The organism is Mesorhizobium sp. AA23, assembly GCF_001672435.1.
In the GTDB taxonomy this organism is placed as follows: Bacteria; Pseudomonadota; Alphaproteobacteria; order Rhizobiales; family Rhizobiaceae; genus Mesorhizobium.
In genome coordinates this window covers 120,019-139,312 of the sequence record NZ_LYTP01000007.1, presented here as the reverse complement: position 1 = coordinate 139,312, position 19,294 = coordinate 120,019, and the positions used below count along the sequence as shown (strand labels likewise).

The following is a 19,294-nucleotide window of genomic DNA, read 5'->3' as shown; positions in this document are numbered from 1 at the left end:
AAGCGGGAGCGCCGGATAAGGCCGGAGCCGGGGACAAAGAGGCGGGCGCGCTTGCCTCTGCGTTGCGCGGGCATCTTGGCGCGCGGCTGCCCGACTACATGGTGCCGTCGGCCTTCGTGCGCCTGGACGGGCTGCCGCTGACGCCGAACGGCAAGCTCGACCGCAAGGCGCTGCCTGCGCCGCAGGACGATGCCTATGCGCGCAATGCCTATGCAGCGCCGCAGGGCGAGGTCGAGACGGCGCTGGCCGCGATCTGGGCCGAGCTTCTGGGGCTCGATCGGGTCGGCCGCCACGACCACTTCTTCGAGCTCGGCGGCCATTCGCTGCTGGCGGTGCAGCTGCTGAGTGGAGCCTCAAATCTTGGGCTGCAATTCAGCGCCAGCGATCTGTTCCGGACACCCATTCTGAAGGATCTGGCATTGAAGCTCAATTTGGGACCACAGCCGAGCAATCCAGGAGTGATTCCCGTTCGTGCGACGGGATCGCAACCGCCGCTCTTTTTTCTTCCGACAGGGATGGGCGATTGTTCCTACGCCGTCAAGCTGGCAAGCGAAATGGACATAGACTGTCCCGTCTATGCGGTACCATGGCCGGATTTCAATGAATTGTGTTCCCCGACTCTTGAAGAAATGGCCTCGCAGGCGATCGGGGTGATGAAAGAAATCCAGCCGACGGGGCCGTATCGCCTCGCAGCGTATTCTTCAGGCGGAATATTGGCCTACGCAATTGCGTGGCACCTGTTGAGGTTAGGCGAAGCTGTCTCGTTCATGGCCTTCATCGATGTTGCGCTACCTGCAAATGGCTCGACCATGTCATCCAACCAAATCGCCAACGAACTGGTTCTGGAAAGCCTCGAATGCTTGGACGACGAGCGCTTTGCAGAGCTCGAACGTTTCGCTGAACAAAGCTCGATCGCCCAGCTGCTCGAGAAAGCGCAGCAAATCGGAGCGATCCCGTTAAATCGTGATCTGCAAAACGATGCGGTGATTTATAAAAAAATTGCTCGGTTTCATGTAGCGCTGCAGGGGTATGAACCTCCATCCTTGCCGGTAACGATACATCAGTTTTATGCCACTGAAACTAACCTTCCCCGAAGGGAACGCGCCAAGAACTCCACAGACCAACACGCAACTTCGCCCATGCGGGGATGGGACCGGGTTTTGGATGCGTCGGCCATTCATACCGTGCCGGTTCCAGGCAGTCACGAGAGCATGGTGGGGAACCCGGGAAACTGCAAAGTTTTGGCTCAAGCCATTTCAAAGGCCTTCGGCAAATCACCGAACGGACTCTGTTTGCAGTCAGCGCCGGACTAGTCGCGACCCCACAACACGTCGGTCCTGGCCCAAAACTCTCCCCCGAACCGCCTCAAAGAAAGCTGGGTCGGATGGGCGCCTTCAAGTCAGGCCGTGGCAGCCCGCAGCCATGCTTCGTGAACGCCCGCTGCTATTTCGGCGCTGGGCAGGGCCTTTGCCCAATGACAATCCAATTTGGTTAGAAAGACTCGCTTTCTATCTTACGGGCACCAAGCGCCTGGCTTAGCCTTCGACTGGCCGTGGCAGAAACCGAGCAAAGGCTGGTCACTACCGAACATGGCAATTGAGAGCAGGAGAGACGCCAGCGGAACGGAACGTCTGCATCAAGGTCTTGGTCAGTATGAATTGGGCACCGCGCAACGGATCCGTTTGCATGTAGCTGTTGCGAAGTTGTAGCGAATGCTCGGCGACAACGACACCGCAAAACCATCTTATATTCTGGTGCTAGGTTTGACTAATCTATCCCGATACAGAAGGTGCTCCAGCAAACTCGCTGGGAAGGCGATAAGGCTTTTATCGCCACGCGACTGCCAGATGTCCGATCGGATCGGCAGCAGGCGTTAGCGTGTCTTTATGTCGTAGCCGAGCCGATTCGGTATGACAGGTGAACGCATGCCGGCCTTTTGGACAAAGATCCTGCCAAAAGTCGGTTGGGGCTGGCCGACGCGACGGCGCTGGACTTTGCAATTGGCGCGTCGCCTAAGAAAACGCCTGCCCGGTGGCTTGGCAGATGGGGTGGTTGCCTTCCTCCCTTACGGTTCCATAGCGGTCGCGAGTAACGCCATCGACAGCTCCTGTCGCCTTTGTCGGGCCTGCGACATAAGTTTATTTAGCCAATTTAATATTTTCGCCAAATGTTAAATAGCTGAAAAGCAATCATAAAATTTCTTCTTCGATCCAGCCGGACAAATTGGCACGAGTTTTGAGACGATCTGTGCGAGGCGCCGGGTTCTGCCGACCGGACTTCAAGTCGCGGGTAGCCGCTATGGATGGAAAGAAGGAAGGAAGCAACATGTCAGGTCTGCGTCAGATCGCATTCTACGGAAAGGGAGGCATCGGCAAGTCCACCACCTCTCAAAATACGCTCGCTGCCCTGGTCGACCTCGGACAGAAGATCCTCATCGTCGGCTGCGACCCCAAAGCCGACTCTACCCGCCTGATCCTGAACGCAAAGGCGCAGGACACGGTTCTGCATCTCGCCGCCGAGGAAGGTTCTGTGGAGGACCTCGAACTCGAGGACGTGCTCAAGATCGGCTACAAAGACATCAAGTGCGTGGAGTCCGGCGGGCCTGAGCCGGGTGTCGGCTGCGCCGGCCGCGGCGTTATCACCTCGATCAACTTCCTTGAGGAGAACGGCGCCTATGACAATGTCGACTATGTCTCCTACGACGTGCTGGGCGACGTGGTGTGCGGCGGCTTCGCAATGCCGATCCGCGAAAACAAGGCCCAGGAAATCTACATCGTCATGTCGGGCGAGATGATGGCGCTCTATGCCGCCAACAACATCGCCAAGGGTATCCTGAAATACGCCCATTCCGGCGGCGTGCGGCTCGGCGGGCTGATCTGCAACGAGCGCCAGACCGACCGCGAGCTCGACCTCTCCGAAGCGCTGGCCGCCAGGCTCAATTCCAAGCTCATCCATTTCGTGCCGCGCGACAACATCGTCCAGCACGCCGAACTGAGGAAGATGACGGTAATCCAGTATGCGCCGGACTCCAAACAGGCAGGGGAGTACCGCGCGTTGGCCCAGAAGATCCATCTCAATTCGGGCCAGGGCACCATCCCAACCCCAATCACCATGGAGGAGCTCGAGGACATGCTGCTCGACTTCGGCATCATGAAGAGCGACGAGCAAATGCTTGCCGAGCTTCAGGCCAAGGAAGCGAAATTGTCCGTCGCTCAGTAACCCCGCTACCCACAGGGGCGCCGACCATGACCTGGCGCCCCTTTCTGCGAAACAAGGCCTCGTTGGCGAGGCGTTACCCGAACCTTGAAAGGGGCAGGTCCCATGGGCCTCGACTATGAGAATGACGGCGCTTTGCATGCGAAGCTTATCGAAGACGTGCTGTCCCAATATCCAGACAAGGCGGCGAAGCGTCGCAAGAAGCACCTCGGTGTCGCAATGAGCAAGGACGAGGCCACAGCGGAGGACAAGGGCCTTTCCGAATGCGACGTCAAATCGAACATCAAATCCATTCCGGGCGTGATGACGATTCGCGGTTGCGCCTATGCCGGCTCCAAGGGCGTGGTGTGGGGTCCGGTCAAGGATATGGTCCACATCTCGCACGGGCCAGTCGGCTGTGGGCAATATTCCTGGTCGCAACGCCGCAACTATTATGTCGGCACGACCGGCATCGACACGTTCGTGACAATGCAGTTCACCTCCGACTTCCAGGAGAAGGACATCGTTTTCGGCGGCGACAAGAAGCTGGAAAAGATCATCGACGAGATCGAGGACCTGTTTCCGCTCAATGGCGGCATCTCGGTGCAGTCCGAATGCCCGATCGGCCTGATCGGGGACGATATCGAGGCAGTGTCGCGCAAGAAGGCCAAGGAGCACGAAAAGACGATTGTACCGGTGCGCTGCGAAGGTTTCCGCGGCGTTTCACAATCGCTCGGCCACCACATCGCAAATGATGCGATCCGCGATTGGGTCTTCGACAAGGAAGAAGTCGAGTTCGAGTCCGGCCCATACGACGTCAACGTCGTCGGCGACTACAACATTGGCGGCGATGCCTGGGCTTCGCGAATCCTGCTCGAGGAGATTGGTCTTCGGGTGGTCGGCAACTGGTCGGGCGACGCCACGCTCGCCGAGATAGAGCGCGCGCCCAAGGCCAAGCTCAATTTGATCCACTGCTACCGGTCGATGAACTACATCTGCCGGCACATGGAGGAAAAGTACGGGATCGCCTGGATGGAATATAACTTCTTCGGCCCCTCCCAGATCGAAGCCTCCCTGCGCAACATCGCCAAGCATTTCGGCCCGGAAATCGAGAAGAAGACCGAAAAGGTCATCGCCAAGTACCGGCCCTTGGTCGATGCCGTCATCGCCAAGTACCGACCGCGCCTCGAAGGCAGGACGGTGATGCTCTATGTCGGCGGCTTGCGCCCACGCCACGTCATCACTGCTTACGAGGACCTCGGCATGGTGATCGTTGGTACCGGCTACGAATTCGCCCACAACGACGACTATCAGCGCACCGGCCATTACGTGAAAAATGGCACGCTCGTCTATGACGACGTCACCGGTTACGAGCTGGAGAAGTTCATCGAAGGCATCCGCCCTGATCTCGTTGGCTCCGGTATCAAGGAGAAGTACCCGGTCCAGAAGATGGGCATCCCGTTCCGCCAGATGCACTCTTGGGACTATTCCGGCCCGTATCACGGCTATGACGGCTTCGCCATTTTCGCCCGCGACATGGATCTCGCCATCAACAACCCGGTCTGGGACCTCTACCGCGCGCCGTGGAAGAAGATGAAGGACGCGCCGCCGACGGCGCTCGCCGCCGAATGAGGACTGGCCTCCCTGCCAGGCAGGGAGGCCGATAAATGCTTGGGGCGCGCTCGATCCGAGGCAGGCCCTTAACGTCTTGATGTCCCTGTGCTGCCGCTTGGCGCGGCCAGATGGAAAGGTGACCACCATGCCGCAATCGGCCGAAAAAGTTCTCGACCATGCCCCCCTGTTCCGCGAGCCGGAATACAAACACATGCTTGCCGAGAAGAAACTGAATTTCGAATGTCCGCACCCTGATCAGATCGTCGCCGATCAACGCGAATTGACCAAGACTTGGGAATACCGCGAAAAGAACCTCGCTCGCGAGGCGCTTGTCATAAACCCCGCCAAGGCATGCCAGCCGCTCGGCGCGGTATTCGCGGCTGCGGGGTTCGAGCGGACCATGTCTTTCGTCCACGGTAGCCAGGGCTGCGTTGCCTACTACCGCTCGCATCTGTCGCGACATTTCAAGGAGCCGTCGTCAGCGGTTTCCTCCTCGATGACCGAGGACGCGGCGGTGTTTGGCGGCCTAAAGAACATGGTTGACGGGCTCGCCAATACCTACAAGCTCTATGACCCCAAGATGATCGCCGTCTCGACCACCTGCATGGCTGAAGTCATTGGCGACGACCTGCGCAGCTTCATCGAGAACGCCAAAAACGAAGGCTCGGTCCCGGGCGACTTCGACGTGCCTTTCGCTCATACGCCTGCCTTCGTCGGCAGCCATGTCGATGGCTATGACGGCATGGTCAAGGGTGTGCTGGAGCATTTCTGGAAGGGCAGCGAGCGCTCGCAAATAGATGGCACCATCAACATCATTCCAGGCTTCGACGGATTCTGCGTCGGAAACAACCGGGAACTCAAGCGCCTCCTCGACCTGATGGGTATCACCTATACCTTCATTCAGGACGCTTCCGACCAGTTCGACACACCGTCGGACGGCGAATACCGCATGTATGACGGCGGCACAAAGATCGCAGACGTGAAAGGGGCACTCAACGCGGAGGCGACGCTGTCGCTGCAGCATTACAACACCCGAAAGACGCTGGAATATTGCGGCGAGGTCGGGCAGGCGACGGCGTCCTTCCGCTATCCACTAGGTGTCCAGGCGACCGACGAGTTACTGATGAAGGTCTCGGCGATTTCCGGCAAGCAGATTCCCGAGACCATCCGGATGGAGCGCGGCCGACTGGTTGACGCGATGGCCGACAGCCAGTCATGGCTGCACGGTAAGAAGTACGCAATCTATGGGGATCCGGACTTCGTCTACGCCATGGCCCGCTTCGTCATGGAGACCGGCGGCGAGCCGACACATTGCCTTGCGACCAACGGCACATCGGCCTGGGAGGCCGAGATGAAGGAATTGCTTGCATCCTCGCCCTTCGGCCAGGATGCGCAGGTCTGGGCGGGCAAGGATCTCTGGGCAATGCGCTCGCTGCTCTATACAGAGCCGGTGGACCTGCTGATCGGCAATTCCTACGGCAAGTATCTGGAGCGCGATACCGGCACGCCGCTGATCCGGCTGACGTTTCCAATCTTCGACCGGCACCATCACCATCGCTTTGCGCTCATGGGCTACCAGGGCGGTTTACGCGTGCTGACGACGATCCTCGACAAGATATTCGACAAGCTCGATCGCGAGACGAGCGAGACTGGCGTGACGGATTATTCCTATGACCTCACCCGCTAAGAGCCGGTGCCGGCTTTTGGCCGTGGCCGCCCCGCCCAATGAGTTCGGAGATTGACGCAATGACCTCGCTCAGTGCCAAGATCCAGGACGTTTTCGACGAGCCCGCATGCGATAAAAACCGCGGCAAGGATGCCAAGGCGCGCAAGGAGGGCTGCTCGAAGCCGCTGACCCCTGGGGCGGCAGCCGGCGGCTGCGCCTTCGACGGCGCCAAGATCGTCCTGCAGCCGATCACCGACGTTGCGCACCTGGTCCATGCGCCGCTCGCCTGCGAGGGGAATTCCTGGGACAACAGAGGCGCAGCTTCGTCCGGGCCAACCCTGTGGCGGACAAGCTTCACGACCGACCTCACCGAACTCGAGGTCGTGTTGGGGCATGGGGAGCGGAAGCTGTTCAAGGCGATCCGCGAGATCAAGGAAACATACGCTCCACCGGCAGTCTTCGTCTATTCAACCTGCGTGACGGCGCTGATCGGCGACGACATCGAGGCCGTGTGCAAACGCGCGGCCGAAAAATTCGGCCTGGCCGTGGTGCCGATCAATGCGCCGGGCTTGGCCGGCTCCAAGAACCTCGGGAACAAACTCGCCGCCGAAGCGCTGCTCGATCATGTCATCGGCACGGTGGAACCAGACGACGCCGGGCCCTGCGACATCAACATCCTTGGCGAATTCAACCTCTCCGGCGAATTTTGGCTAGTGAAGCCGCTGCTTGATCGGCTCGGCATCCGGGTGCGCGCCTGCATTCCGGGCGATGCGCGTTACATCGACGTTGCATCCGCGCACCGCGCCCGGGCGGCTATGATGGTGTGCTCGAGCGCGCTCATCAATCTGGCCCGCAAAATGGAGGAGCGCTGGGACATCCCGTTCTTCGAGGGGTCCTTCTACGGGATAACCGATACTTCGGAAGCACTTCGCAACCTTGCTGAGCTGCTAGTGAGGAAGGGCGCCGATGCGGAAATCCTCGATCGCACAGAGAGGCTGATTGCTGAGCAGGAGGCGATTGCGTGGAAGAAGCTCGAGGCCTACCGCCGGCGGCTTCAAGGCAAGCGCGTGCTGCTCAACACCGGCGGTGTGAAGTCCTGGTCGGTCGTCCACGCACTGATGGAGATCGGCATGGAGATCGTCGGCACCTCGGTCAAGAAATCCACCGTCGAAGACAAGGAACGGATCAAACGGATCCTCAAGGACGAAAACCACATGTTCGAGCAGATGGCAGCGCGCGATCTTTACGCAATGCTCTCAAAAGACAAGGCCGACATCATGCTGTCGGGCGGGCGCACGCAATTCATCGCTCTGAAAGCGAAGACACCCTGGCTCGATATCAACCAGGAACGCCAACATCCATATGCCGGCTATGACGGCATGGTGGAACTTGTACGGCAGATCGACCTCGCCATTCATAACCCGATCTGGGGCCAGGTGCGTGAGCCGGCGCCGTGGGATTGCCAGCCTGCCGTGAAGGACGATCTGGCGAGCACGAAGGACGGGACCGCGAGTGTGAACGCTTTCAATGAATTAATCGGCGCGACGGCTCAGCGCTTCGGCGAGCGTTGAGGACATCCGATGGTCCGCATCCTTCGCAATACCAAATCAGCGGCGGTCAACCCGCTGAAGTCGGCACAGCCGCTGGGTGCCGCCCTCGCTTTTCTCGGAGTCGACGGTGCGATGCCCCTGTTCCACGGCAGCCAAGGCTGCACCAGCTTCGCGCTGGTGCTCTTTGTGCGTCATTTCAAGGAAGCGATCCCCTTGCAGACAACGGCGATGGACGAGGTGGCCACCATACTCGGCGGAGCGGACCATCTGGAAGAGGCGATCCTCAACCTCAAAACCCGCACTAAGCCAAAGCTGATAGGAGTGTGCACGACCGCGCTGGTGGAGACCCGTGGCGAAGATTGCGCGAGCGATATTGCCAACATCAAGCTGAAGCACGTGGAAGAGCTCGCCGGTACTGAACTTGTGCTGGCCAACACGCCGGATTTTGACGGCGCGATCGAAGCAGGCTGGGCCAAAGCTGTCGCGGCGATGATCGAAGTGATTACACGGTCGGGCGCACGGACCAGACAGCCAAAGAAGATTGCGATCCTGCCCGGATGCAACCTCACTGTCGCCGACATCGAGCATTTGCGTGACATGGTTGAAAGTTTTGGGCTCAAGCCGGTTATTCTGCCGGACGTCTCCCGCTCGCTCGACGGTACGGTTCCTGACCGCTGGGTAACGACCACCTATGGCGGCACCAGCGTCGAGGAAATCCGGGAGCTGGGCACGGCCGCGCAATGCATCGCCATCGGCGAGCACATGCGTCACCCGGCGAAAATGCTGCACGGGTTGACCGGCGTGCCTTACGTGGTGTTGCAGTCGCTGACCGGATTGAAGGCTGTCGACCGGTTCGTCTCGTTGCTGTCGTGGGTTTCGGGCGCGGTGGTGCCGGCCCGGGTGCGCCGTCGCCGGGCGCAATTGCAGGATGCGTTGCTCGACGGACATTTTCATTTCGGAGGCAAGAAAATTGCGATCGCTGCTGAACCAGACCAACTCTATCAACTCGCAACGTTCTTCGCCGGCATGGGCTCCAAAATCGCGGCGGCGGTCACCACGACCGATATGTCGAAGATTCTGGAAAAAGTACCGGCGGAGTGGGTTCAGATCGGCGATCTCGGCGATTTGGAAGCTCTTGCCGCGGGCGCGGATCTCCTCGTTACTCACTCCCACGGTCGCCAGGCTTCGCAACGCCTTGGCATCCCGCTCATGCGCGTCGGCTTCCCGATCTTCGACCGGCTCGGCAGCCAGCACAAGCTCACAATCCTCTATCAGGGGACCCGCGACCTGATCTTCGAGGTTGCCAACATCTTCCAGGCCAATCAGCACGCGCCGACGCCTGAGGCGCTTGATCCATTCCGGAAACGAGAAATGCCAGATGAGCTCCGTTCGTCGCCTCTCACTCGTCACTGACGAGATTCACCTGATGCCTCGACGACGAGCAGGCGCATTGCGCGTTGCCATCGCCACGCAAGACATGAAGAATCTCGATGCCCATTTCGGGTCGGCCAAGCGCTTTGCTGTCTACGACGTGACGCGCGAGGAGTGGCATCTCGTGGAAGCCGTGGCCTTCGATGACGTTTCCGATGAGAGTGGGGAGCATCGGACCGAAGGCGATGACCGCATCACGCCAAAGGTGGAGGCGCTGAAGGGCTGCCAGCTGCTGTTTTGTCTGGCCATCGGCGGGCCTTCGGCAGCTAAGGTTGTTTCTGCCAAAATCCATCCGATCAAGGTGCCGCAGCCGCAAACGATCCAAGAGGTGCTGTTGCGCACGCAGATGATGCTGAGGACATGTCCTCCGCCCTGGCTGCGCAAAGTGCTGGCCGACGCTGGTGTCGCCGAAAAGAAACCCTCCTTCGAGGACGAGGACTGAAACGAGGAAAGAGCAAAATGTTTGAAGTCGCGATCAGCCCTGCTGTCAACGATGACGAGGCGGCCCTTGCCAGCCCGTTCGTCAAATGCCTCGTGCGACTGATCCGTGCCCAGGATTCCCACGGGTCCTGGGAGGGTAAAGCGGACGCCGAGCTGCTGGCCGACTTCATCGTCAGCAAGGAACAGCGCCGTGCGATTCCAATCATCGGCGATCCCGATCCGGACGTGCTGTGGAGACTCGACAAGTTTTACACTGCCGTCGCCCTTGCCATCGAGGAGCGCTCCAGCCTGATGGCATCGCCAATGATCGAAATGAGCCATGAGGGCTTCGGGCGCGTGCTGTTCACCGCCGGGCGGCTGGTTGTTCTGTCCAAGACCCTGCGCGACGTCCACCGGTTCGGCTTCGAGACGTTCTGCAAACTCGCCGCGGCCGGTACGAAACTGGTCGACGATGCCATTGCAGCCATCGACGCCTATCCCGAGGTGGCACGCGCATGAACCGATTTTCGAGCAAGAGAAACCATGTCAGACGTTGAGGAGCCGCCTGGGCCAGCCCACGCGGCCGACGCGGTCGAGGCCAATTTGGCTCTCGGGGTAGCGCCAATGAAGCCACTCGTCCTGATCTGTTCGCAAGATGCGGAGTTCTATCTGTTCCTCAGCCACATACTAGAGGTGGACGGCTTCGCCAGTGAGCTGGCAGGCGGCGCGAAGGAGGCGCTTGCATTGGCCGACGGTCGGGAATTCCAGGCGGTGGTGCTGGACTGCGGTCCTACGAGCCTTACCGGGTCCGCAATCTGCGCCCGGCTCAAGCGGGAGCCCCGGACCGGCGGCCTGCTCATCATTGCCCTGATCGCGCCTGGCGCCGAGAACCAGCACCTCGATCTGTTGAAGGCAGGCGTTGAGAGCTTTGTGCGGCCGATCGACCCGGCCAAGCTGCTCGATTGTCTGCGGACGAGGCTGGCGCTGCCGAAGCCGGGTTCAAACGGGGTTGAAAACGGCAGCTGGCTCTCTTTTGGGAACGTTAAGATGAATCTCGATGCCCGCCGGGTTTGCGGCAATGGCCATGACATTCATCTCGGACCGATCGAGTTCAACTTGCTGCGGCATTTGCTCGAAACTCCCGGCAAGGTCTTCAGCCGGGACGAGATGATCGGCGCGGCTTGGCCGGCCAATATCCATGTCGGTGAACGCACAGTCGATGTCCACATCAGTCGGCTCAGAAGGGCGCTGGAGATGGCCTCGACCGATATCGTCATCCGTACAGTGAGGTCGTCCGGCTACTCGCTCGAGAAGCTGGACGGCTGAATCAAGTCCCTGGTGTAGTGCCACTCCCTTTTCCTCGCGCGGTGAGCCGGTCTTGCGGCCTGAAACGCCGTCAACGAATACTCAGGAAGAACTAGGAAAATGGCCTTTAGAACCGTACTCTGTTTGACCGGCGCTGACCATTCCGATCAGGACGTCAGAACTGCTGCCGGCTTGTGTGCGGAAATCGGCGCTCATCTGTCCGTACTGATTATACCCCATCCGACGCTCCTTATATGGCGGATCGGAGATGGTGTCCTCGAGTGGCCGGTGGGACGTGGACTGGCAAGTGCCAAATTGAACAATCAGTTGCGGCAAATCGATCGATTTGCACAGGACGCGGTCAGGCTGGAAAAGCGCTCCAGCGATATCCAGAAACTGCTGGAATCTATGTCGCTCACTTATGACGTTGACACCGACTATTGCGATCCGGCCAGCCTCGGTGAAGTGGCACGACAGCGGGCGCTCTGCGCCGACCTCACGATCATCGGACCAGGGCTCCTCAACGACGAGAATCTCGGACCTCCTGTGGTCAACGGCTGCTTGTTCGGAACGGGAAAGCCGGTGCTCGTAGTGCCTAAGGGGGCTGAGGCGACGCTGTGGCCACGGCGCGTCCTGGTTGGTTGGGATTCGCGAGTGGAGGCCTCCCGTGCGGTTCGAGAAGCGCTGGGTCTCCTATGCGTTGCTGAGGAGGTTCGTGTCGCCCTGGTCGATCCAAAGGCCGACTACAACGGCTATGGCGCGGAGCCTGGAGCCGACATCGCTGCCTATCTCACTCGCCACGGTGCTCGGGTGTCGGTTGACCTACTGCCAAGTGCCGGCAAATCGGCGGCCACGGTGCTTGCGCAGCACGCAATCGACATTTCTGCCGACCTGATAGTCATGGGCGCCTATGGCAGCCGTCGGCTGCGTGAGCGGCTCTTTGGCGGTGTGACCAGATGGATTTTTGAAAAGCCGACGTTGCCGCTGTTTTTGGCTCGATGACGGTTCCGGAGCCGCACCGATGCTGTTCGAAGCTCCACTGTGCCTGTGACATTCGCAATGCCCAATGCGGGTCGCTGCGAACATCCCGCTGAGTTGAAAACTCTCACAGAGGAGCAAGATAAGTGGAGTTCTTTTGCGTCCGTCTCGGTGCTGGCCCATCCAATTTGAGCCTTGCGTGGAAGATACTCGAAGAGATTGAGCAAGGGGCACTGATCCTGGGTCGGCACTTCGATTTCGGCACCTAGGCAGCGCAATGGATGAGGCCAAGCGGCGGCGGTTTTCGAACAAATATCGTCACTGACGTGGAGCCACTTAATCTGCTGTTGCGCCGCCTGCTCGACCTTGCGCGCCGAAAATGTCGAGCCAGTGACGAAAGCTCGTCGATTGGTGCCGCGCTGGTCACTGCTGCCGGCCCAGGACGGGCCAGGCACTTCGCGTGGAGGCCGGCGGAGAGACCGGCCTGCGCATATCGGCCGAGAATGCGGCGATCGTGCTCGCCAATCTCATTGACAATTCGGCGAGGCATGGCGCCAAGCTGGTTTCGGCGGCACCGGCATGCCTGCCTCGGCATCGTGCTGGCCCTCCTGAGAGCGCATGATGACATGATCCGTCTGGCTGAGCGCGCTACGCGCTTCGAGATCATCCTGCCGGTTGTTTGAGTTGGAGCACGAACTTTTCCGAAAACCGGCTTTCGGATCATGCTCTAGAACCGGAGAAGCGAAAAAATGCTCTACGACATCGCCATCATCGGCGGAGCCATCGTCGGCTCCTCGATCGCCTACTATCTGCGCGACGAGGGGTTTTCCGGCTCGATCGCGCTGGTCGAGCGTGACCCGCAATTTGCCCATGCGGCAACGACGCTGTCCTGCGCTTCGATCCGCCAGCAGTTTTCGATTCCCGATAACATCCGCCTGTCGCAGTTCACGCTGAAGCTGTTCCGGCGGCTGACGGAAGAGTTTGAGGCCGATGCCGACATCGGCTTTCGCGAAGGCGGCTATCTCATCCTTGCCGGCGAGAATGGGCTGCCGATCCTCAAGGCCAACCACGAGACGCAGATCGCCGAGGGCGCCGACATCGTCCTTGAGGATGCGGAGGCGCTCGTCCGCCGCTTTCCGTGGCTGTCGGCCGAAGGGCATCACCGCGGGCGCCTATGGCCGCAGCGGCGAGGGCTGGTTCGACGCGCATGCGATGCTGATGCTGTTTCGCAAGGCTCTGCGGGAGAAGAAGATCGATTTCGTCACCGCTGATGTGACCGGCATCGAGCGGCAGGGCGACCGCGTCACCAGCGTCAACCTCGACAATGGCGAGCGGCTCGAGGCCGGCATCGTCGTCAACGCCGCCGGGCCGAATGCCGGCAAGGTTTCTGCAATGGCCGGACTGGGACTGCCGGTGGAACCGCGCAAGCGCAATGTCTTCATCTTCGAGGCGCGAGAAATATGCCGACATGCCGCTGCTGGTCGATCCGAGCGGCATTTATGTCAGGCTGGAAGGCTCGGTCTACATCACCGGCGGCGCTGAGCCGGAAGAGGACGACGGGCCCGCCGATCCCACCGATTTCGAGCCCGACTGGCCGCTGTTCGAAGAGGTAATCTGGCCGGTGGTAGCCACCCGCATTCCCGCCTTCGAAGCTATTAAGCCGACGCGCGCGTGGGCCGGCCATTACGACTACAACACGCTCGACCAGAACGCGGTGATCGGGCCGCATCCGCAGGTCAGGAATTTCCTCTTCGCCAACGGTTTTTCCGGCCACGGCCTGCAGCAGGCGCCCGCGGTCGGCAAGGCGCTGTCGGAGCTCATCGTGCATGGCGGCTATCGCACGATCGATTGCACAGCGTTCGGATATGAGCGCGTCGCGGAGGGGCGGGCGTTCAGGGAATTTGAATGTGATCTAACACTGGCGGGACAGCACCCCCTCTGCCCTGCAGCATGATGCTGGGGAATGGGAACGCACCATGCTTGGGCACGAGGGCCCCGAGCCGACGCACATCGCGCCAATCGGCGTCGTCACGTTCGAGATTCAGCACCGGCTGCTCGGCGCTTTTACGCTCGCATATGCGCCGGCATGCCGCTCGCCGTCGATGACGCATTTGCTGACGAGGGCTGCTCGTTCCACGAAAAAGCGATAAGCGCGAGATTAATGGGCAACCTCGTCGGGGCCGAAAAGAGCGCTAAACCGGGTTGCTAGATCAATCCAGGGTGCCGCGTCGCCTCTCTCTGAAGCTATTCGAACGACCGCCGCCAGATAGCCGGTAAAAGCCTTCAGTCTTAGGGCGCGTTGCTCTGAGAGGTAGTCAATGGCGTCAAGCCGCTGGTGAACGGCAGCGAGCATATGTTGCACCAAAAGCAGGGAGGATGGGCAAGGGCAATCACTCTTACTCGCGAGGCGCCTGCACTCGCTGCAAAGCGGCGGAATGTCCTCCAAGGCTAGGTCGCCGGAAAGACGTTGTACGAGATTGTCAGTGGCGTTCCACAAATTCGCTCGCATGCAGTACGGAGTGCAGCGTGACGCCATGTTGGGCTAGCAGGGCCGTAGCTCCCTCGTCACGGTCCACGAGGCAAGCAGCGTCACCCACAATGCCGCCGACGCGGCGAACCTCTTCAATCGCCTTCAATATCGACTTGCCGCTTGTGGCAACGTCGTCGACGATCAGGACCACTTTTCCCTGAAGATCTTCTTTAGGCCCAAGACCTTCAATCACATCCCTTGTGCCATGGGCCTTTGGAGCCTTGCGAACGAAGATCGTGTTTATGGGATTGTTCATCACCGAGCTGACAGCCGCCATCGATCCGATTACGGGGACCGCTCCCATTTCAAGTCCGCCGACATACTCTGCTTTCACTTGCTTAGCTATTTTTAGGAACTCAAGAGCGGCAAGTTGCGCGCCTCGCGCTACCATCATGGTAGGCTTCATATTGAAATAGATGTCGCTCTCTATGCCCGACGAGAGCGTGTAGCGTCCGAATCGAAAAGAGCGCTCACGGACAATCTCGCGGAGTTCGTCCTTGTCGTGTTGGCCGGAATCAACTGGTCTGAATTTCGCCAGTGCCGCCATAGATCAGACCTCGCCCCTAGGGAAAATTTGGGTGCGGCATGCACCTAGTCACTACCGCTATGTGGCTTATGCAAGTGTTCGCGGGGTGTGTCAATTAATGTCAATACCGGTGCGACCGTTTCGCGCAGATTTTTCCATTATCGTTATTGGGTGCCTAAAGCGTAATCACGGGCCTCGCCACGGCTGGGTAGCCTTGGCTACCCTTGCCCGGTCTCGGCCAGGCACGGATTTTCTCGACGCGGGCCGTCTCTTTGAGGATTTGGGCGCTTTCATCCTCGTCCCCTCGAGTTCCCCCTCGCTCGGCTCCGTTGCGCCAGCTTCTTAACCAGTTTGCACAGTGAGGCGAGCGTTTCGGCCGCCATGTCGGCCCCCTTGTGGTGACGATCGGGCAAGGCCGCGCTTTTCGTGCAACCTCCTCGTAAGGCGGTAAAGTTCGAGCCGGCGAGAATTTCGTTCATCAGCACCGCGGCGCAACATTTGGCTCGCTTCGTCTGACGACCGATCAGCAGGTCCAACCTCGATTGGCCGAAACAACGTTTGTCTTTTTGGATCAGCGCCTGGTTGTTCCTGCGTTCGCGGCCCAACCCGTCAACACCTTCGCCTTCCCAAAATATCTTCTTCCCGACCCGCCTGGGGCAGCCTCGACAAAGCTGCGGATCGAATGCGTCTCGCTGGTCACACGAGCACCGTCAGGCTCGTGGTGCTGCAGGATGTGGCACACGGCCTCGACATAGTGGTGTGACCGCCTTTAGCTGGGTTCTGCGTCTCAAAATCCGGATCTCTTCTCAATCTTCCGCAAGACGGGAGAGACCTCCTGGGACCCCGGCTTCCGAAGGCGCCTTTTCAGATTTCGGCCGCGAGAAGGGCAAGAGCCTTTTACCGCGCCACAGTCCGTGAACCTGGGTTGCTGGCCGTCCTGAGAGAAAATTCCGATGCGGAGCTGCCCGATTAGCTAGCGGCTCATGGCAAGAGGACGGCGACGCGGCAAATCGGCCACCGGCGCAAGGTTTCCCCCTCATTGTCGGATACCCGACAGGATCACAAACCCGCTAACCGTTGCTTCCATGAAAGTTTCCTTCTGGCACGTTTGATGCGGGGGATCTTCCGAAAAACATCAGCGGATACCCTCCTATGAGCAGGCTCAATGTCGCCGCATTCGAGACCGCGCCCTCGCCGATCCCCAAGTCGGTCAAAGGTCGGCGTACCATTGTGGAGGCGGGCGACTTTGCCGATTGAAACACGGAACAAGCCTCGAAAGCATTTCGCTGACCGAGACGCGATCATCGAAGCGGGCGGAGATACGTCGTCCCGTCCACGCCCACAAGTCGTGGACATGAGTGTCGATCGCATCACTTGGCCGGGATCCATGGGCTTCATACCCGACCATACGAAAGCGGGGACAAAATCCAGCAAATCCAGCGGCACCGAAGTCGAGATCGTCCGCGTGGAGACTGAAGCCGATGGCCAGAGCCGATATTCCTCGCGAACATCGCCTAGTTGGGAAGCACCTAAAGGAGCAAGACAAGTGGAGCTCTCTTGCATTGGAGTGGGAACTGGGCCGTCGAATTTGAGCCTGGCGTGCCAGATGCACGAGCAAATGGGGCAAGGGGCACTGTTCCTGGATCGGCAAGTCAACTTCCGCTGGCACCCAGGCAGCGCATTCGATTCCTCGGAGCTCCAGGTCAGCCACTTCAAGGATTTGGTCACGCTGGTGAACCCGCGATCAGCCTACACTTTTGTGAACTACCTGCATGAGAACGGGCGTCTGTACCACTTCCTGAATGCACAGTTCGAAGCCGTGCTCAGAGCTGAGTTCGAGCAATACCTGAACTGGGCCTTCCACAGGAACCCGCTTGTCCGCGGCGGCGAGACCGTGCGCGAAATCCGCTTTGACGGCGAGTTTCGAGTGCGCACCGATAACGCGGTTCTCGGTGCCAGAAACGTCGTGGTCGGCATTGGCAAGCAGGCCCATATTCCGCGTCAGTTTCAGGGCTGGACTGGACGCAACCTTTTTCACTCATCTGAATTGCTGCACATTCATCCTGAGGTGCACAATAGCCATGTCTGCGTGGTCGGCGGAGGACAGTCTGGAGCCGAGGTGCTGTTGCACCTTGTTGGCCTGCCAAAAGGACGGCGGCCTGTCTCGATAACCTGGGTCTCACAGCGCGAAAACTACCTGCCCATCGACAACAGCCCGTTCACAAACGAGTTGTTCATGCCCTGCTTTTCGGACCGTTTCGCGGCAATGAGCGAGTCGCAGCGCAAGCTGTTCCTGCGGCGCTTCGTGCTTGCTTCGGACGGCATTTCGGAAAGCACGTTGCGCGCGATCTACCAGGCGCTATACCGTCACGCGTTTCTAGAGCCAAACCGATGCGAAATCACACTGCGGCCGCGCTGCACTGTCTCGCACTGCATCAACGCCGGCGCGGGCCACAGACTCACCCTGCAGCACGGCATGGAGGAGGTCGAAGAAGTCACGGCCGACATCGTCATCCTGGCCACCGGTTACGAGAACGCGGAGCCAGACTTCTTGGAACCGATGGCGCACCGGCTTGAAAAGATCGACAACGAATTGGCTATTCGCGAAGATTTTTCGGTGTGCTGGGACGGACCGCGTGACAGCCGCATCTTCGTACAGAACGCGAGCCTAGGACAGCGTGGGCTGGCTGATCCAAATCTAAGCCTGCTGGCTTGGCGAGCGCGTCGCATCCTCGACAGCCTTCTGGGCGCGCCGCGTGCCAACCCCGAGCATCCCGGCTTCATCAGCCCTACCTCCGTCGAGTGCTGGTCCGACACCGTCGCAGAAGAAATGGGCAGCGGGATATGACCGGGCGACTGCGGATCATTGGCAGTGGCATCCAAGGAATGATTCCGCCTTCACTGCAGCGGAGGTTGGAGAGCGAGACCCACTTAGCGTCGCCCATAGGCCGTGGAGTACTGTTTACGTCGACCCACAACCTGACCAGCGCCCGATTGCGCTAACCGGAATGTTCGACCAACCAGTCTTTCCAACAGGAGGCTTTTCGCATGTTGAATGATGCACAAAAAGAAAAGTGGCAGAAAGACGGATATGTCAGGCTCGAAAGGTTCTTCGATCCCGCCGCTGTGGAGCGTATCTCCAGCTTTGTCGATGATATTTCGGACTGGGACGTCAGCGATGATAAATGGATGCTGTGGTTCGAGAAGACGACGGACAATCGAAAGATCACCTCTAAGGTCGAGAATTTCCTGGACTTCCATGATCCATTGCGTGATCTACTCCTCGCCGATCAGCGCATTAACTCTGCGGTCGAGGAGCTGCTTGACGAAGGCTCGCGCAGGCTCAAGGAGTTGCTGATTTTCCATTATCCCGACAGCGGCGGCTATCGCCCGCATCAGGACATTTATCACATTCCACACAGGCTCCCCGACCGGATGGTCCATGCGGTCGTCGCCATAGGCATTGACGACTCCGACCCGGACAACGGCGGCCTTTTCTTTAGCCCCGGCAACCACAAGAAGGGAGTATTTTCCATGGATGCCGGTGGGGTGATTGATCCTGAGGTCGCCGAGAAATTCTCCTGGGAGCCGGTAGTATGGAGGGCTGGCGACATCTTCATCTTCGACGATTACGCACCGCATTACTCGCAGCCGAATAAAAGCAATCGTTCGCGGCGAACGCTCTACTTGGTGTTCCAGCGTGCTTCGACCGGCGGACCGACCCGCGCTGAATACAACGTGCTTAAGCGCGCTCTTAATCCGCCCGAGGGCAAAGTGGCCGATCTAGACAATCTCAAGCCGCCAAACGGCATTTTCTATCGCGACTGAGCGAGGCATGCACACGAAACTGATCGACCGCTAAAAATGCGGGGAGCATGGCGTTCTGATTTGTGGGCTGCTGGAGTATCGCCGCAGTCCAGTTACGACGCTTCTGCACGTCGTATGGAAGTAGTCACCGGCGGTCTTCTCTCACGCCAAATTCCTACTGGCGCGCAGTCTTCGCCCGCCTGTGGGCTAGAGCCGGATTGTTCTCGCGGGGCCGCCAACCGGTCCGGGCTGCCGCCTCTCTTCGCAACTTG

Annotated in this window: 13 protein-coding genes and 1 pseudogene; 13 read left to right on the top strand and 1 reads right to left on the bottom strand. The window is 59.5% G+C overall.

All coding sequences use genetic code 11. From position 1 onward, the window contains the following. From A9K66_RS08635 to A9K66_RS08585, 11 genes and pseudogenes are all read left to right on the top strand, one after another. Positions 1-1,313: thioesterase domain-containing protein (locus A9K66_RS08635; RefSeq protein ID WP_245307454.1), on the top strand; the 1,313-nt coding region annotated here is incomplete at its 5' end. A 1,012-nt stretch (positions 1,314-2,325) separates the two neighbouring features. After that, positions 2,326-3,219 (top strand): nitrogenase iron protein, encoded by an 894-nt coding sequence (gene nifH / locus A9K66_RS08630; RefSeq protein WP_066993528.1) that lies wholly within the window; start codon positions 2,326-2,328, stop codon positions 3,217-3,219. A gap of 102 nt (positions 3,220-3,321) precedes the next feature. Next, positions 3,322-4,827 (top strand): nitrogenase molybdenum-iron protein alpha chain, encoded by a 1,506-nt coding sequence (gene nifD, locus A9K66_RS08625; RefSeq protein WP_067322287.1) that lies wholly within the window; start codon positions 3,322-3,324, stop codon positions 4,825-4,827. Positions 4,828-4,954: 127 nt separating this feature from the next. Next, a complete protein-coding gene (gene nifK / locus A9K66_RS08620) occupies positions 4,955-6,496 on the top strand; it encodes a nitrogenase molybdenum-iron protein subunit beta (RefSeq protein ID WP_067322284.1) in 1,542 nt (513 codons plus the stop codon). 59 nt (positions 6,497-6,555) lie between these two features. Next, complete coding sequence (gene nifE / locus A9K66_RS08615) at positions 6,556-8,046, top strand: nitrogenase iron-molybdenum cofactor biosynthesis protein NifE (protein WP_067322347.1); 1,491 nt, start codon at positions 6,556-6,558, stop codon at positions 8,044-8,046. Positions 8,047-8,055: 9 nt separating this feature from the next. Next, positions 8,056-9,438: a nitrogenase iron-molybdenum cofactor biosynthesis protein NifN gene (nifN, locus tag A9K66_RS08610; protein WP_067322282.1), complete on the top strand. Its 1,383-nt coding sequence runs from the start codon at positions 8,056-8,058 to the stop codon at positions 9,436-9,438. Then, entirely contained in the window at positions 9,404-9,898 is a 495-nt protein-coding gene (gene nifX / locus A9K66_RS08605; protein ID WP_067322279.1) for a nitrogen fixation protein NifX, read from the top strand. The genes nifN and nifX overlap by 35 nt, the downstream gene beginning before the upstream one ends. A gap of 17 nt (positions 9,899-9,915) precedes the next feature. Further along, on the top strand, positions 9,916-10,395 hold the full coding sequence (locus A9K66_RS08600; protein WP_067322276.1) for a NifX-associated nitrogen fixation protein: 480 nt from the start codon (positions 9,916-9,918) through the stop codon (positions 10,393-10,395). A gap of 24 nt (positions 10,396-10,419) precedes the next feature. Further along, positions 10,420-11,202 (top strand): response regulator transcription factor, encoded by a 783-nt coding sequence (locus A9K66_RS08595; RefSeq protein ID WP_067322274.1) that lies wholly within the window; start codon positions 10,420-10,422, stop codon positions 11,200-11,202. A 99-nt stretch (positions 11,203-11,301) separates the two neighbouring features. Then, the gene (locus A9K66_RS08590) at positions 11,302-12,183 is read left to right on the top strand and encodes a universal stress protein (RefSeq protein WP_067322270.1); all 882 of its coding nucleotides are present in this window, start codon (positions 11,302-11,304) and stop codon (positions 12,181-12,183) included. A 725-nt stretch (positions 12,184-12,908) separates the two neighbouring features. Further along, positions 12,909-14,113 (top strand): annotated as a pseudogene (locus tag A9K66_RS08585) (FAD-binding oxidoreductase). A gap of 526 nt (positions 14,114-14,639) precedes the next feature. On the opposite strand, the gene pyrE reads toward A9K66_RS08585, so the two are convergent. Beyond that, on the bottom strand, positions 14,640-15,236 hold the full coding sequence (pyrE, locus tag A9K66_RS08575) for an orotate phosphoribosyltransferase (protein ID WP_066993327.1): 597 nt from the start codon (positions 15,234-15,236) through the stop codon (positions 14,640-14,642). Positions 15,237-16,569: 1,333 nt separating this feature from the next. Here pyrE and A9K66_RS08565 point away from each other — a divergent pair. Continuing rightward, positions 16,570-18,063 (top strand): SidA/IucD/PvdA family monooxygenase, encoded by a 1,494-nt coding sequence (locus A9K66_RS08565; RefSeq protein WP_245307452.1) that lies wholly within the window; start codon positions 16,570-16,572, stop codon positions 18,061-18,063. A 200-nt stretch (positions 18,064-18,263) separates the two neighbouring features. Next, the gene (locus A9K66_RS08560; RefSeq protein WP_067322258.1) at positions 18,264-19,043 is read left to right on the top strand and encodes a phytanoyl-CoA dioxygenase family protein; all 780 of its coding nucleotides are present in this window, start codon (positions 18,264-18,266) and stop codon (positions 19,041-19,043) included. The last annotated feature ends 251 nt before the right edge of the window (positions 19,044-19,294 follow it).